Consider the following 14542-nt stretch of genomic DNA (forward strand, 5'->3'; position numbering starts at 1 on the left):
TATACAGGATTTAAAGCACTTTTTTATAAAACTATTATCGAACAATTAGTACATCACATTTAGCTAGACGGACGATGCGTTCTGCTACTGAACCCAGTACCATTTTTTCTAATTGATTTAACCCTGTAGCACCACATACAATTAAATCAACATCAGGTAGTTGTGTTAAAATGCCCTTTGGAGAACCTGTTTCTACAACAACTTCTACATTTGTTACACCCGCAGTTTGAGCTTCATTCTTTATTTTTTCGATTTTGATGAGGTTTTCCTCTTTCAGTTTCTCAGCATACTTCAAGTCATAAGCGGTGATAGCTCCAAATGATTTCGTGTCAACAACATTGACCAATTTTAAAGTAGCCCCACCCTCCGTTGCTATACTTACAGCGCGTTCATAAGCCTTTAGTGATTGTTCTGAAAAATCAATCGCTACTGCAATTCTTGTGTAATCCTTCGTCATCATAATCCTCCTCGTAAATTAGTTTAATGTCTTAATGGAATTCGATACAATTTGTCGTCATTTTCCAGTGGAATACCCCGTCCATCTCTATTATTGCTAATAAAATACAGGAACTTTCCATCAACTAGTATATCTCGAATCCTACCTAGTCCACTAATTATTTTTCTTTGTTGACCCGTCTCAACATCAAATTCCAAAATTGCCGTTCCTTTTAATGTGGCAACATACAATTTACCGTCATAATAATCCATACCTGATGGCGCCCAAGTAGTGTTGCTTCCTGATGTAAACAGTGGAGCAATCATGCCCTCTTGTTTCTCAGTACCTTCGATAATCGGCCAGCCATAATTGTGGCCCGCATCAACGATGTTTAGCTCATCATTTGCAGTATTGCCGTGTTCACTAGCGTATAATGTACCATCTGGCGACCATGCCAGGCCTTGAGGATTACGATGCCCATAACTATATACATAAGAATTTGGAAATGGATTATCACTCGGTACAGATCCATCTAAATTCATTCGCAAAATTTTCCCTTCCAGTGTGTCTCGGTCCTGTGCTCTAGATGGACTCAGTGCATCTCCAACAGTTGCATACAGTTTGCCATCTGGCCCAATCTTAAGCCTTCCTCCATGATGATACGTGCCACTTTTAATATGATCGAGGAGCAACTGCTCTTCCTTCCAGTAATTGTCTTCGAGCCTTAATGTACTAATCCGGTTAAATTGTTTGGCGCCATCTACATACGTATAATAAGCATATGCTCGATTCGATTGTGGAAAGTCTGGAGCAAGAGCAAACCCTAATAATCCTGCTTCTGAAGCTGTCGCAAGGTCTTTTTCGAGTTTCACATGTTGCCTCTCTATTTCACCATTTGCTATCTTCACTATAGTTCCCGGTCTTTCTGATAAATAAAATGTATCGTCTACTTTTTCAATCGACCATGGTATTTTTAGTTTATCTGCGATAACTTCTACTTCTGTATTAGACATCTCTATAGCACCATGATTATCTTTTTGAGGCTCTTTGCTAATACACCCTACTAGTAAAAACAGGGTCAGCATCGTTAGGACAAAAACTTTTTTCAACCACTATCACTCTTTTCTTTAATTTGATTATCCTAGAACACTTTCTTTTACCCAATTCATTCATGGAGCCTTTACTTCCTCATTAAATTCCAATAAACTGTAAATAGCACTAAGTGTCGTACCACACTAAATCAAGTTAAACCCTAATGGAGTGATTGGACAATGGTAAGATTCGACATGAATTTTCAACATAAAATCGTCAAAATTTGGTTTTTAATTGTGCTGCCCATGCTTATTTTATCCATTATCTTCAAGTTACTGTTCCCGATTGAAAAAACTTTTTTCATGACAGTGATTCTTATTATAACAGTGGTGAGTCATTGGATTTGGTCTATATGCTATGCCAAAAAACGAGTTCGTCCTCATTAAAGAATTCACATGAAACTAAGTACAAGGTGTCTCTTATGGAAGAAGTAAAAGTCGTCTATGCATTAATCAAAAATATCGATAATGAAATTCTTATGGTACATAATCATGAAGGTCATTGGTCGCTACCTGGTGGAAAGGTTGAGGCTGATGAAACACTAATTGAAGCAACCATTCGTGAAACATTTGAAGAAACTGGCTATAAAGTTACAATTGGAAGCCTACCAGCAGTAAATGAAGCAAAGTTTACAAAGAGAAATCACCATGCTTTACTTTTTACATTTGATGCGCAGATTGAAGCGGGTATAGAAACTATAAAATTGCCACATGAAATTACTCAAATCGAATGGGCATCTATTGAAACGGCCAATCAACGAATGTCTTATTATTCAGGTGGAGTTGACAAACTTTTAAAAAACCATGCCCTTTATAGCAACCAAGGAACGATTTAACATGATTTACTGTTGGCGGAGATGTTAATCATAGTGAGCTATGAAAAAGCATCTTATAGACGAAGATGATTGTTGAATCCCTAGTGTTGGAAATAAGACTATCATTTGAAGAAACGGGCATAGTGGTTAATACCTTAAAATTGTTCGGTATCTATTCTGGAAAAAACTTATTTAAAGGCAAAAAAAAGAAGAAGACGTCACTCAGGCGCCTCTTCTATTATACTAGCAAATTCTAAAACTTCGCCTTCAATCTTCGTTTTTTCAAGAACTTCTAAATACTCTTCTTTTCTGTCGATGAGTCGTTCATGTTGCAATTTTTGGTACGAAAATAGAAAGTCATTACTAACTGCTTTTCCCATAAACTCACCTCATTTAATAGTATTAATTAATCCTATTATAATATTGGTAATATTTTCTGACAATTAGTTTTTAACTTTTGATTATATTGAACCAATTTTAAAGAAGGCCAAAAGACTTGAGGTGATTAAGCTAAGTTCGCTATGTACTTAAGCATTTTTCATTTTTCTACATGCAAAAAGCCACACTTCAATAAAAGTGTGACCCTCGGAATGCCAATGATTTTTCTTAGTGAAAAAATGGTAGCATTTTTTCTGCTACTACCTTTTCGCCAGCATGCACCCACTTACTTTTATTGTGGATCTGAGCATCTTTATCAAGAGGCGTTTGAAATTGACTAGCGCCCGTAGCTTCTAGCAATGAACCCTCATCATAATCTAATCCTATATTCGTCACATGTTTGATGACAAAAGGGGTTTGGAAGCGAATCTGCGCATCATAAAAATCCAACTCTCCCTCTGTTACGATAAAAGGTACCCGCAAATAGATAGTTTCGCCTCCGTCACGCCATAAAACCGTATCGAAACTCCCTTTGTCATAATCCCAATTACCTCCAATTGTAAAACCTTGTCCTTCAATGTGATCACGTAAATATCCAAATCCTATTTGTTTTCCAACAATATTAGATTCAAATTGTAACAATTGTATTTCCCTCCTTATGTTCGATATCAGTCTAACCTTAAAAAGAGAAATACAAACCATTACACTTATACTAAAAGAACCAGTTTTTCAAAAAAGGTCGGCTCCACGATGTCCTTATGTATAAAAACTGAAGTAGCATTAAAATACATTAAATTGAATCAATTTCATAATTCACTTTTAAATATCAATACAGGCGGACGCTTCCCGCTAGAGTCGCCACCTTACGCTCCTACAAAAAATGTTCGTGTTCTTTATAGAAAAACTATTTATGATATTAATTCAATTATGTACTTATTAAATAAATACACTTAAACTATAATTATTATAAGTCCGGCGTGAATACAAAAAGTGAATTATTTCGAAGGAGTGTTCATTTATATGAAAAAATATTTTTTAAACATGTTTTTATTATTATCTTTATCATTACTTCTTGTTGGATGCGGAAATAAAGATGTTCCTTATGACTATGAATATGATAGATAAATTTGCTTTACATTTATGCAATATAATAAGTTTTCCCATGCCATCACCAAAAGCAGAGACATCCATTGTAATATTAAAGGCCCTGACTCCAAAACTAAAAAAAGTCACGCTCATTGAACGTGACTCGTTATCATTTAACTTTTATTTTTTCTATTTCAGCAATATACGTAGCTTCTTCATTAATTTTGATATAGTGATTTTTTGATTCCTTATAATAGCCTTCTTTTTTCAAATAGTCTTTTAGTTTCGATTTCTTCACAAATAGTTTTTCATTTACCTTCTGTTCACATTGTTGACCATCTATCCCTTTAGTAATGAACATTATATAAATTTTTGTCAATTTACATTCCCCCCTCAATTAATTACGGATATTTGATTAAGAAAGTTTCAAAAAAATTCAAAATTATCCATTACCTCAACAGACAATCTTATGCATACATAAACCTGTAACCAATTGTTTCAAACCAACATTTCTACATCTTTCACTGCTTCCTTACTAAGGATCCGTTGTAAATTTGGAGAATGAAAATCCAATCATTACCACAATTAAAAAGCATGAAAATATTGTACGGGTTGTGGTATGGTAAATTATCTACAACTAATGATTAGAAGGTGAAGACCATGCTAGAAGTAAGTGACAGTAAATTAGCACAGTATGTCGTACATCAAGTAAGTGATACGCTTGTTTTAGGAGAAGAGGCATTCTCTCAGCCAGAGGTCATGCTAGAAGCAGCCTTTACGCAATTAGCGTTTAACAAACTCGATTTGGAGCAGCAATACGAATTTTTCCACGAAACGGATATTGGATTAAATGAAGTGTATACATATGTGAAGGCGATATTTGATTCAGAGAATAGTTTCCTTGAACAATCACAGCATATCGCTACCCACCTACATAGTGCATCTGGGCATCCTCATATTAAAAGTGGCGAATTATTTATTGGGTTATTTGAAAATTGTTTAATGTCTACAGATGTCAAAAAAGTCATTGCCATTGTAAAAATCGATGAAAAAGAAATATTTTTAGATGTGAAAAACGAGCAAAATAAAATGGTTGTGAATGGCATCGACGGTATTAATGTTAAGAAAATCAATAATTTAGCTGTCATCGTGGATATGGGGGCAGACGAAGCACCTGCTGTCTTTATGAAAATGAAAAAGAAAGAAGATGTAGTTTACTGGCAAGAGCGTTTTTTAAAAATTAAGGTAGCAGATGAACATTATCATAAAACAAATTTAGCATTAGCAGAATGTAAAAAATATATTTTAAAAGAAGAGAGTTTTACGAATACCGAGAAATTGGGGTTTTTAAACAAAACGCTCGATTACTTTAGAAATGAAGAAGAATTCCAGGTAAATGATTATATGGACACGGTATTCGACGAGGCCGATCCTGTACAAAAAGATATTATCGTAAATTCGGTAAAACCCTACGAAACAGTCATTTCCGAGAGCGCGATTGCTAAGGCGGAAAAAAGTTATAAACGGAAAATCAAACTCGATTCCAACATTGAAATTCAAGTTAACGTTCGTGATATTGAGCAAGTGCATGAACTGATTGAGGTTGGCTATGATGAAACAACCAATCGAAAGTTTTATAAAATCTATTTCCAAGAAGAAGTTTAATCAAAAAAACATGTTAGAATTCCGCGACTCACATGAGGTTCTGGTTAGTTGTGTAGTAGCATCGCAATTTTCTTTTTCTAAAATATTCTAAAAAAACACCGCTTTTTACACCCTTATTATTTAAGGATTTAAAGCGGTTATTTTTTGGTACAACCTTTAACTTAGGTTGTATAGTTTACACATTTTATTTTTCTTCAATTTATTTCTCATCTTTATAGATATTCATTACCTTAAACGTTTGACAAACGAGTAATATGTCCGGAGTAAAAGGAAGTCCGTATTGACTTAACTCCCAAGTGAAAAATTTAACATGCTCACGATACCAATAATCATAGCTTAAATCCCCTTCACCCTCAGACCTTGCAAAATCATTTGTTACTTCATTCATTTTAACTAATTCGACCTTGGTATATTTTATAACTGCTAATGGATTATTGTCTCCATCCAATACAATATCGTACTGTCCAACTTTTTGAATTTCTTCTTCTTCCAGCTCATATACACAATGTGCAGCGCATGTTCCTGTTTTAATTCCATTAACAACTAAACTCCCTAAGCCATCTCCCATTTCTTTGGAACCATCTCCAAACATCCATGCGTCTGGAACACTCATGTTTAAGTCATTTTCGCTAGCGTACTTACGCCAATATTCTTCTATCTTACTAACTGACATTAGTCACTTACCCCCTTGATGTTAAATACGACTGAGTATAACACGATATTTCAGAAGAACAAGCAATACAACTACTTTTTCAAACATTAAACCATTATACTTTCTGCAAATTCCACATTCGCATGATTTGTGCATGTTTATTGTACATATGTCCGCATGAGTAACCAAGCTCACCTGTAATCGTTTAGCGTGTTTTGGCTTCCACAAGCTTGCGATAAAGGATTTTTTATTCAAGTCCAATACAATGTACAGATGAGTTTTTAAAAATCATAAAGGACATCCTCTTTATGAGCATGGGCTACACCTACCTTATTTGTAATCTGCTGTATTAGCATTGTCATACGCTGTGGCTCTTTTATTTTAAATGGCAAACACCTAGTAGTTACACATATATACCGCATAATATGGTAGTGTACCTAGTTCAAATAAAGTTTTTATTTTCCATCTTCAATTAAAAACACACCCCCAAGGTTATCGGTCACTTCTATTTTAGGAAATGACCTTTTCTATCTTATTTGCAATAGTTATAAAAGGAGGGGATTTTTTCATGGGAAATCAAGGCTATGGTTATGGATATAGCTATGGTTATGGTTATGGTTATGGGTGTGACAGCGGTCATGGTAATGATTCAACATTCGTTCTTATCGTTGTCTTATTCATTCTGCTAATTATTGTTGGCGCTAGTTTCATGTATTAATTTAAATTTCTATTTTAGAAATACAATACCCTTGCTTGTTGAATAGGGTCACTTTCACCCGAGTGACCCTTTTATTAGTTTCCAGGAACAGTGTCTAAAAAACCATCATGCTCTTCGTGCTTTAAGCCACGTTTCACCTTTTTAGAAAAAAGGAAAAATCCAGCAGCCTAAGTAGTGAATTAGTTTTTGGCTGAACTTGACACTACTTCAATACAATATACTAAAGAAACCAATTCAAGTTATGCCGTACGGATTAATAACTGCGAATTCAACATTAAAATGTGTATGACTCATCGGCATCAGGTACTAAAACAGTAGAAGCTAGCCCATTTTCATTGCATCTTCTGTAAATCCTTCAATTGTGAAGCTTGCATAATACCATCCTTAAAAGCATATGAGCTAGTTGTAGCTTATATAGCTAAAATTACCCATTTAAGGCTCCATCTATATCATTTCGTTCGATAAGAATGATAGTACGTAGCCATTAAGGTCATCGCCATTGGTACAGCCAATACAATTGATAGCATAAAAACAACTAAAAAAATCGTACTTAATTGTCCTGAGCTTATTACGTGTAACACATAGCTCACAATTAGAATTGTCACACTAATAACAACTGCCGGAATAACGGATTTTCTAAGTCTTTTTACTTTATCTAGCTTCGATTCTAAATCGGTGTAAATTGGATTTGTACCTGGCGTTGCTTTAAATAAATGCATATTATAACTCGAACATACATATGTCCAACCTGCCATCTCAAATATTTCAATATATTCCTCTAGCTCATTATCCGCTAAACTTCGTACATCAAGGCTAAAAATAACATCCTCAGCAGGGCCTTTTTCCAATTCGTAGCCCATTTTTTTAAACCTCTTTACAATCCAACCTTTTGCTGCATACTTTGTCAATACCTCTAAATCTTTATTCTCTGAAAAAGCTATGCCGTTGGATGTAATATATTTTGTTTTTCTCATTTTAATCCTCCCATAATCCATTTTCAGCAAACGTTAACATCGCTTTACGTCTTTTAATATCTTGCCTTAATACCTCTCGCCCTTTATCAGTTAATACGTATACTTTTCTGCGTGAATCTGAATCATCAATTAACTTAATATAAGATTCATTGATAAGCTTTTTTATAATTGTATAAAGTGATGCTGGCCCAATCACTACTTGAGAATCTGTCAACTCCTCAATCACACTCATGACTGCATATCCATGTCTAGGTTGCGTAAATCCCGCCATAATATAAAACACGGAATCGGTTAATTGCTCCAAAGATTTCATTTTTCCACCTCTTTATATCACTTTATGATATATCTAAAAACAATGTATCATAAAGTGATATATTCAACAATAAAAAATCAAAACCATTTAACTTTTGATTCCATACAAAATTACAATTTCATTTAATTGGACACCTAGCGACAGCTGTTTTTACGTATTCATTTGTCATTTCGTGAACATGTTCGATTAGACTGACAGCACTTTTTTTGTAGCAGATGCTCTTGGAATTGCCGTATTAGCGTTTCCATAATAGGGGCTATCGAAGGTGTTCTTGATGCTGAAATATCTTCCTAATTGAACATATTAACTACGAATGTACTGTTGATAAATAATAATTGAAGTTTGCACTAGACAAACAGGACTTTTCGATATATAATGAATGTAATAACATCGTTTGCAAGAAAGCTATGAATTCACATATTACAAAGAGTAATCGTGTTTTGTTAGATACTTTTTGTAATATGTGAATTTTTTTCTTTCGATGAAATATGATATTATTAAATACAATTAATGGAGGTCATTTAAATGACACAAGGTACAGTAAAATGGTTTAACGCAGAAAAAGGTTTTGGTTTCATCGAAGTTGAAGGCGGAAACGACGTATTCGCTCACTTCTCAGCAATCCAAGGTGACGGTTTCAAATCACTTGAAGAAGGTCAAAAAGTTGAATTCTCAGTAGAAGACGGCCAACGTGGACCACAAGCTACAAACATCGTAAAACTTTAATTTTAATGATGTAACCATACAAAAAGAGGCACCCTTTCATTAGGAGGCCTCTTTTTTATATAAGGAATTTAGATTGTAATGAAGTTACTGGTTATTACATTCCCCTTCAATGCTATAGCAATAAACGGAAAATGAAGTATTTACAATAGTACAAGTACATAGATTCAATTGTGTTTTTTATATCTAATTCATCATTGTTATAAAGCCTTCTAACTGGTGAATATTGAGAATAGACATGAAGTTAATTTGCCAGCCCTTGGTTATATTCAATCCACTTTTCCATTTCCCGCTCCACTGCTCGATTTTGCCATTCAAACCAAAGGCCCGAACATTCATTACAATGACTGTCTACTCCACTTTTTTGATGCTTATCTTTACATGTAAATAAAGTTTTTTTACGACAGCTATAGCAGTAGATTTCTTTGTCTTTATAAAATTCCATAACTATCAACCCCTTCATTTTACACCTATTCATTTCCGATTTTGCTATAAGTTATTCTACATTACACAAATATTTCATGAAGGATGATGAATAGCATGAAGATTTTTTATTTTTTTTTCATTTTTAATGAAAAAAGAAACAGCACCACAAACCCTTGATAAAAAAAGGATTTGTGGCGCTTTTTAGTTTGTTCAAACGCTTGTTCTACGAAAATGAGGTATTCCACCCCCGATCGGTTAGGTTACTATCAATAATAAATGCGATATTATCAAGACTTTAGACAAATTAGAGATGTGTTCTATTACGTACTTGGTCCAAATTTAACCTTCTAGGCATTATTATTAAGCGTTTGGAGCTAATAGTTTAAAAGGTCACCTAGTGAGTTTTATATAATAGTTCCATCAGCAAAGATTATAGATTTTATGTTGTAATTAAAAGTCATATTCTTAAATGGTAAATTATAAAAACGCATATCTGCATCTTTGAATTGATTTAAATCAACAGCAGTATTGAAGCTTGTAGAATCATTAGCAAGAATAGAATCCCACTCATACTTTAAATCTAATGTATATACTAATTCGCCAAACATATCATAAAAAAATGTTTCTGCTATGAACCCTTTAATATCCTTATCTGTATGGTTAATAAATTTCATCATAAAATTTAATTCATATCCGTACACACTATCATCAATACTTGGGTCTCTAGGAATAACGTTATCTAATACCAATGTTAATGATGTATTTAATTCATTGTCCTCATTATTCACTTCTTTACCATTAACTTTTTCAACATTTTCATCTACATTATCTAGACTAGATGTTACTACTTTTTCTTGCTCATCTTCTATTGGTTTATCAGCATTTACTTCTTTCTGATTACATGCTGATAGAATTAAAACAGAGAGTAAACTTAATAATATTAAAAACCTTATTTTACTATTTTTAATAATTACGCCTCCAAAATATGTATTTACCTATATGTCTATATGGTACCATGACAGGGAATTTCACTCAATACAAAATAACTATTTTCAAAAGCGCTATATAGTAAAAAACATGTTCTTAAAATTGTTGTTGAGATATATCTATATAACTATACGTGTGTAGAATAGATAGTGCGATTCAAATAAAGGAGTACTATCCACAGAAAAAGAGATGAATGTATCAATTTCTCCATTTCCACCTAACTATTCATTACAATAGTTCCTTTTCTGCATAATAAAAGCCCTCCACAATCATCTGTGGAGACATAAAAAATAACCCTAAGCTTCACTTGATTTGCGCATAATTCAGCAACATTATCTATTCATGCTGGTGAACACCCTGTTTTTTATTATTAAAAATAAACGATAATTATCATGGTAAATAAGACTTACAATGGTTAAAATTGGATTTAGAAGTTATTTAAAGTACTTCGACAGTTTTAAAGGAGGATACAAAAGTGAAGAAGTTATTCAAAAATAGTTTTATTTATCTAGCATTAATGCTATTCGTTCTAATTAGTATGAATGTTGAAAGTGCATCAGCAGAAAAAGTTGATTATGAGGAAGGTGTTACTAATTTAAATAATACTCCTGAAAACAGTGCGGTAGTTGGGGATAGTTTAAAAAAACCTGAAAAGGGTTGGAAGAGATATGAAGATAATCACGATAGTTTAATGTACGAAGAGGATAAATGGGAAAGATTTACAAAATATTCTGGTGATTATAAAAATGGAAGTATGGGTGCTAAGAAAAATCAAACTGCTAAAATGGAATTTTGGTTTTTAGGCAGTAAAATTAATATCATTACATTTAGAACGCCTGCATTCACAAAAGACGCATTAGTTAAAATAGATGGAATTGATCAGGGTTATCTTCAGAGTTTTGGTTCTACTCAAGATCAAACCTTAGCTTTTAAAAAAGAAGGTTTAACCTTTGGTCTTCATAAAGTTGAAGTTTTCATAACAAGTACTCCCTCTAATGTAGACACTTACTCTGTTAGAATTGATGCTATTGATATTGATGCAGCTGGTAGTCTTGGAGATGCAGGAATTATTGACAAATCAATTACTTTAGACAAAAATTCTCTAGAACTTCTAGAAGGTAGTCAAGATAAATTAATAGTAACAGTTACGCCAGATACTGCAAAAATAATATGGTCTTCTAGTAATGAAGCAATTGCAACTGTTGATCAAAATGGTAATGTAACTGCTATTCACGAAGGTGAAGCAATTATTACTGCAAAAATTGAAAACACCGATATTGCAGCCACTAGTATGGTGATTGTAAAAAAATCAATCAATGAATTTTCAAGTGCTATTTTAAGCATTACTTTAGTAAACGGTATAACAAAAGAGTATGACGTTACTAATAAAGTATTAAATGATTATTTGATTTGGTTTGATAGTGCACAAAGTACTTCAACATTTAAATTTTCAAAAACAATTTCACCTTATAAAAAAGTAACGGAATATATCGTACATGATAAGATTGCTTCATTTGAAGTAAGAGAATACTAAACAAAAATAAGACCAGAACACAACTGTACCCCAATTGTTAGACAGAAAATCTAACGATTGGAGTGCAGTTATCTTTGCTGGTCTTTACTGCAGTGCGTGTTTATTTGTTAATCCTGACATTGATTGATTACTACATCGTTCTGAACAAACTATACATTTTTACTTACCACGTTGCTGAATTGTAAAATACACCCCACCTGAATAATAACTTCTTTAATTACTTAGGCAGATGGAATTAAGACTAAAAATAATTATAAGATTGGTAGTTCTTAAGAAGTCTTCATAAGTATCCTAAAGTCAACCACCTGTCCCACAACCATCACCATCATTGTTGTTATTTCTCCTTCCACGCCACAAAGAAATAGGCTGTCCAAAGACTATTGGCATTCCACATATATACACACCTTCATAAACAAATAATAATTTATATTCCAATCTGCTTACTACACTAAGTTAGACAAATATATAAGACTAGTACACTTGCTCGAAAATTTAATGAACTGTTGGAAATCATTATTTGCATACCAATTCCTCTTCTTTATTTTTTTGAAAACATATTTGAAATTATGTGCATTGCTGCAGCAATCAGTATAGCAATGACATGAATTGTCATGAACATATTAAAAAAAGGAAAGGAATAGGGGGTAATCCATTCAGTAAAGAGCTTCGAGTCCAAAACCCATCTTCCTATCTTGGCAAATAATTTATCACTATCGTTTATATTTGGCTCTAGGGAAGTACCATCAACGGCGATAAAGCATAATTAGCTCTGGTGAAAGATGAACCAGACCTTCCAAGGCAAAATTAAAAGACCTAAGCCCGGTGGAGTACCGAACTCAGGTCTTAGAAGTTGCTTAACTAAATATGTCTAACTTTTTTGGGGCAAATCATTTCTCGGATGCTTTAAGAAGTTCTTCAAAGTATAAATCTATGTTTGCTGATGCATATTTCCTTAAAAAATACCAACCAACAACCAATATACTTAAGACGATTGTGTACCAAAATTCGAAATTTGACATATTATTTGAAATCGAGTTGAAATATACGATTAAAAAAGCTCCACTAAAACTTGAAAGCACTGACCCAACCTCGTGTTTTTTAGAAAGAAGATTTCTGTATCGTTGTTTATAATGTTCGTTTTTTTCTTTAGACAAAAGATTATCAACCTTTATTTCATCTTTAAAATATTCTTCCCAACCATTTTTAAATATTCTTGGGATAACCCAACTTATTAAATGGTGTATTTGATTAAAGAAATAACCTAATGGAACTCCTGCTAAAGTTACAAAAGTACCTAATACTAGTAAATTCTTATTATAAATTGTACTTGTCAAATGCCCACCATATAATATTAATACATAAGGTGTTAATGACAGTAAAAAAATCCATCCAGGAATTCCCCATCTAATTAAATATTTTGTTTCAAAATTCATAACAATGTCCCCTTTCACACTAATCATAATATTAATGGGACAATATGTCATCATTGGAAATATAAAACACAATAAAAAGCCACACCTTTTTAGATGTGGCTTAATACATTGGATCAATCAAATGTTAAAATATCTTGTTCTGCTACTACCTTATAAACATCTTTAGTTCTAATTAAAATCGTTTTATAATTTTCTGTTTCAGTAAATGAATACCAGGACTTCTCATTGAACCCATTAGAAATTTCTTCTGTAAATGTTTCTTGTCCAATATTAGTCTTGATTTTATATTCTTCTTCACGATTTTCGTCAAAGTAAAACTTCACTGTATATTCATACTCCATTAGTCAACACCTCCATTCTACCTACATGATAGTATAAATGGAATGTATTGTAATTATACAAAGAGACTACCGATTCAGTAGCCTCAATTGCTTGTTTTCAGGAAACACGTACAAACGAACGTGTTTATTATTGTAATGAAATTTTACACCGTATTTCGTCTGTGCGCTTTTTAATACTACTATCATATAACGGATTTTCAATAGGTTTAATAGAGACAATATAGAGTATACTATATTAATCATATGGTATTGAAACTAAGAAATCTCTTTATTTGAGCATGTTTAGCATAGATATATTGGGCACTCTAATCTTCCGCAACTTGTTCGAGTATCTTATCTTCAACATATTTATCGTAAATAATTTTTTGTTCGATACCTTTAAATTTAAGAATCATTTTTTTCAAATCATTCATTTTATGTGCAAGCCGTATTCAATGACTTCGATTCGTTCTTCTAACCTTGCACCATCTGATTCAGCTGTAAGCTTGTACTTTGCTAAATCACCATGTCCCCATCTTTTCAATTCGTTTTGTGAGCGAATTAAATTATGTTCAAGGTCTGTGATTTCATCCTCAATTCTTGATAATCTCGCAACCATTCGTACATGTACAGCACCTACCTTAATTGTTAATTTACTTAATTTTGAATCGTAGCGTCTAATCACAGTACGGTTTTTTCGTGCTATAATTTACATAAAATACATATCGGGGTGATTCAAATGACATTCATAAGAAAATACTTCTATATTGTTTTCTTCGTAACACTGTTTTTATTTTCATCTATTTGGGATTATTTCAGTAATGGTAATTTGTCTTGGCTTGAAAATTTTCTTTTTTCCTTATGGGTAATAATTTTTTATGCGATGGCAAAATTACTATTGAGTAATAAAAAATATGAAAAACAATAACAAAGTGTCAGTACATGAATCAATTCATAGTTCTAAAAACTTCCTAACTATGTTATCCTTTCA

19 protein-coding genes are annotated in these 14542 nt (G+C 32.9%); 5 read left to right on the top strand and 14 right to left on the bottom strand.

What is annotated here, in order from left to right; translation table 11 throughout:
* Positions 1 to 34 precede the first annotated feature (34 nt).
* Positions 35 to 457: a universal stress protein gene (locus tag ACOMCU_RS26115; protein WP_421051971.1), complete on the bottom strand. Its 423-nt coding sequence runs from the start codon at positions 455 to 457 to the stop codon at positions 35 to 37.
* A gap of 23 nt (positions 458 to 480) precedes the next feature.
* Positions 481 to 1545, bottom strand: a complete 1065-nt coding sequence (locus tag ACOMCU_RS26120; protein WP_421051972.1) for a PQQ-dependent sugar dehydrogenase — start codon at positions 1543 to 1545, stop codon at positions 481 to 483.
* A gap of 404 nt (positions 1546 to 1949) precedes the next feature.
* On the opposite strand from ACOMCU_RS26120, the gene ACOMCU_RS26125 reads away from it, so the two are divergent.
* On the top strand, positions 1950 to 2363 hold the full coding sequence (locus ACOMCU_RS26125) for an NUDIX hydrolase (RefSeq protein ID WP_421051973.1): 414 nt from the start codon (positions 1950 to 1952) through the stop codon (positions 2361 to 2363).
* A gap of 197 nt (positions 2364 to 2560) precedes the next feature.
* Here the strand turns inward: ACOMCU_RS26125 and ACOMCU_RS26130 are convergent, their stop codons facing one another.
* The 3 genes from ACOMCU_RS26130 to ACOMCU_RS26140 form a co-directional block, all read right to left on the bottom strand.
* Positions 2561 to 2722, bottom strand: coding sequence for a hypothetical protein (locus ACOMCU_RS26130; RefSeq protein ID WP_421051974.1), 162 nt, complete (start codon positions 2720 to 2722; stop codon positions 2561 to 2563).
* Between the two features lie 226 nt (positions 2723 to 2948).
* Positions 2949 to 3362, bottom strand: a complete 414-nt coding sequence (locus ACOMCU_RS26135; protein ID WP_010860086.1) for a YugN family protein — start codon at positions 3360 to 3362, stop codon at positions 2949 to 2951.
* Between the two features lie 613 nt (positions 3363 to 3975).
* Complete coding sequence (locus ACOMCU_RS26140; protein ID WP_036130509.1) at positions 3976 to 4185, bottom strand: hypothetical protein; 210 nt, start codon at positions 4183 to 4185, stop codon at positions 3976 to 3978.
* Between the two features lie 281 nt (positions 4186 to 4466).
* Here ACOMCU_RS26140 and ACOMCU_RS26145 point away from each other — a divergent pair, with 281 nt between their 5' ends.
* On the top strand, positions 4467 to 5471 hold the full coding sequence (locus tag ACOMCU_RS26145; protein WP_421051975.1) for a hypothetical protein: 1005 nt from the start codon (positions 4467 to 4469) through the stop codon (positions 5469 to 5471).
* Between the two features lie 199 nt (positions 5472 to 5670).
* Here ACOMCU_RS26145 and ACOMCU_RS26150 read toward each other — a convergent pair whose 3' ends face one another.
* Positions 5671 to 6144, bottom strand: a complete 474-nt coding sequence (locus ACOMCU_RS26150; RefSeq protein WP_010860088.1) for an ASCH domain-containing protein — start codon at positions 6142 to 6144, stop codon at positions 5671 to 5673.
* 547 nt (positions 6145 to 6691) lie between these two features.
* On the opposite strand from ACOMCU_RS26150, the gene ACOMCU_RS26155 reads away from it, so the two are divergent.
* Complete coding sequence (locus ACOMCU_RS26155; RefSeq protein ID WP_421051976.1) at positions 6692 to 6841, top strand: YjcZ family sporulation protein; 150 nt, start codon at positions 6692 to 6694, stop codon at positions 6839 to 6841.
* A gap of 449 nt (positions 6842 to 7290) precedes the next feature.
* Here the strand turns inward: ACOMCU_RS26155 and ACOMCU_RS26160 are convergent, their stop codons facing one another.
* Both ACOMCU_RS26160 and ACOMCU_RS26165 read right to left on the bottom strand, forming a co-directional pair.
* Positions 7291 to 7815 carry a DUF2812 domain-containing protein gene (locus tag ACOMCU_RS26160; RefSeq protein WP_421051977.1) on the bottom strand — a complete coding sequence of 175 codons (525 nt, stop codon included), beginning with the start codon at positions 7813 to 7815 and terminating at the stop codon, positions 7291 to 7293.
* 1 nt (position 7816) lies between these two features.
* Positions 7817 to 8128 (bottom strand): PadR family transcriptional regulator, encoded by a 312-nt coding sequence (locus ACOMCU_RS26165; RefSeq protein WP_421051978.1) that lies wholly within the window; start codon positions 8126 to 8128, stop codon positions 7817 to 7819.
* Between the two features lie 525 nt (positions 8129 to 8653).
* On the opposite strand from ACOMCU_RS26165, the gene ACOMCU_RS26170 reads away from it, so the two are divergent.
* Positions 8654 to 8854 carry a cold-shock protein gene (locus ACOMCU_RS26170; RefSeq protein WP_010860091.1) on the top strand — a complete coding sequence of 67 codons (201 nt, stop codon included), beginning with the start codon at positions 8654 to 8656 and terminating at the stop codon, positions 8852 to 8854.
* A gap of 241 nt (positions 8855 to 9095) precedes the next feature.
* Here ACOMCU_RS26170 and ACOMCU_RS26175 read toward each other — a convergent pair whose 3' ends face one another.
* Together ACOMCU_RS26175 and ACOMCU_RS26180 are read right to left on the bottom strand one after the other, a co-directional pair.
* A complete protein-coding gene (locus tag ACOMCU_RS26175; protein ID WP_036130517.1) occupies positions 9096 to 9296 on the bottom strand; it encodes a hypothetical protein in 201 nt (66 codons plus the stop codon).
* Between the two features lie 385 nt (positions 9297 to 9681).
* Positions 9682 to 10065 (bottom strand): hypothetical protein, encoded by a 384-nt coding sequence (locus tag ACOMCU_RS26180; protein WP_421051979.1) that lies wholly within the window; start codon positions 10063 to 10065, stop codon positions 9682 to 9684.
* A gap of 674 nt (positions 10066 to 10739) precedes the next feature.
* Between ACOMCU_RS26180 and ACOMCU_RS26185 the strand changes: the two genes are divergently transcribed.
* Positions 10740 to 11798: an Ig-like domain-containing protein gene (locus ACOMCU_RS26185; protein WP_421051980.1), complete on the top strand. Its 1059-nt coding sequence runs from the start codon at positions 10740 to 10742 to the stop codon at positions 11796 to 11798.
* Between the two features lie 538 nt (positions 11799 to 12336).
* On the opposite strand, the gene ACOMCU_RS26190 is transcribed toward ACOMCU_RS26185, so the two are convergent.
* From ACOMCU_RS26190 to ACOMCU_RS26205, 4 genes are all read right to left on the bottom strand, one after another.
* Entirely contained in the window at positions 12337 to 12552 is a 216-nt protein-coding gene (locus tag ACOMCU_RS26190) for a YfzA family protein (RefSeq protein WP_421051996.1), read from the bottom strand.
* A gap of 133 nt (positions 12553 to 12685) precedes the next feature.
* Positions 12686 to 13231, bottom strand: coding sequence for a hypothetical protein (locus tag ACOMCU_RS26195; RefSeq protein ID WP_421051981.1), 546 nt, complete (start codon positions 13229 to 13231; stop codon positions 12686 to 12688).
* Between the two features lie 113 nt (positions 13232 to 13344).
* Positions 13345 to 13572 (bottom strand): hypothetical protein, encoded by a 228-nt coding sequence (locus tag ACOMCU_RS26200; RefSeq protein WP_036130522.1) that lies wholly within the window; start codon positions 13570 to 13572, stop codon positions 13345 to 13347.
* A 409-nt stretch (positions 13573 to 13981) separates the two neighbouring features.
* Complete coding sequence (locus tag ACOMCU_RS26205) at positions 13982 to 14236, bottom strand: hypothetical protein (protein ID WP_421051983.1); 255 nt, start codon at positions 14234 to 14236, stop codon at positions 13982 to 13984.
* Positions 14237 to 14542 lie beyond the last annotated feature (306 nt).

This window comes from Lysinibacillus sp. UGB7, from assembly GCF_049058285.1.
Classification (GTDB): domain Bacteria; phylum Bacillota; class Bacilli; order Bacillales_A; family Planococcaceae; genus Lysinibacillus; species Lysinibacillus sphaericus_B.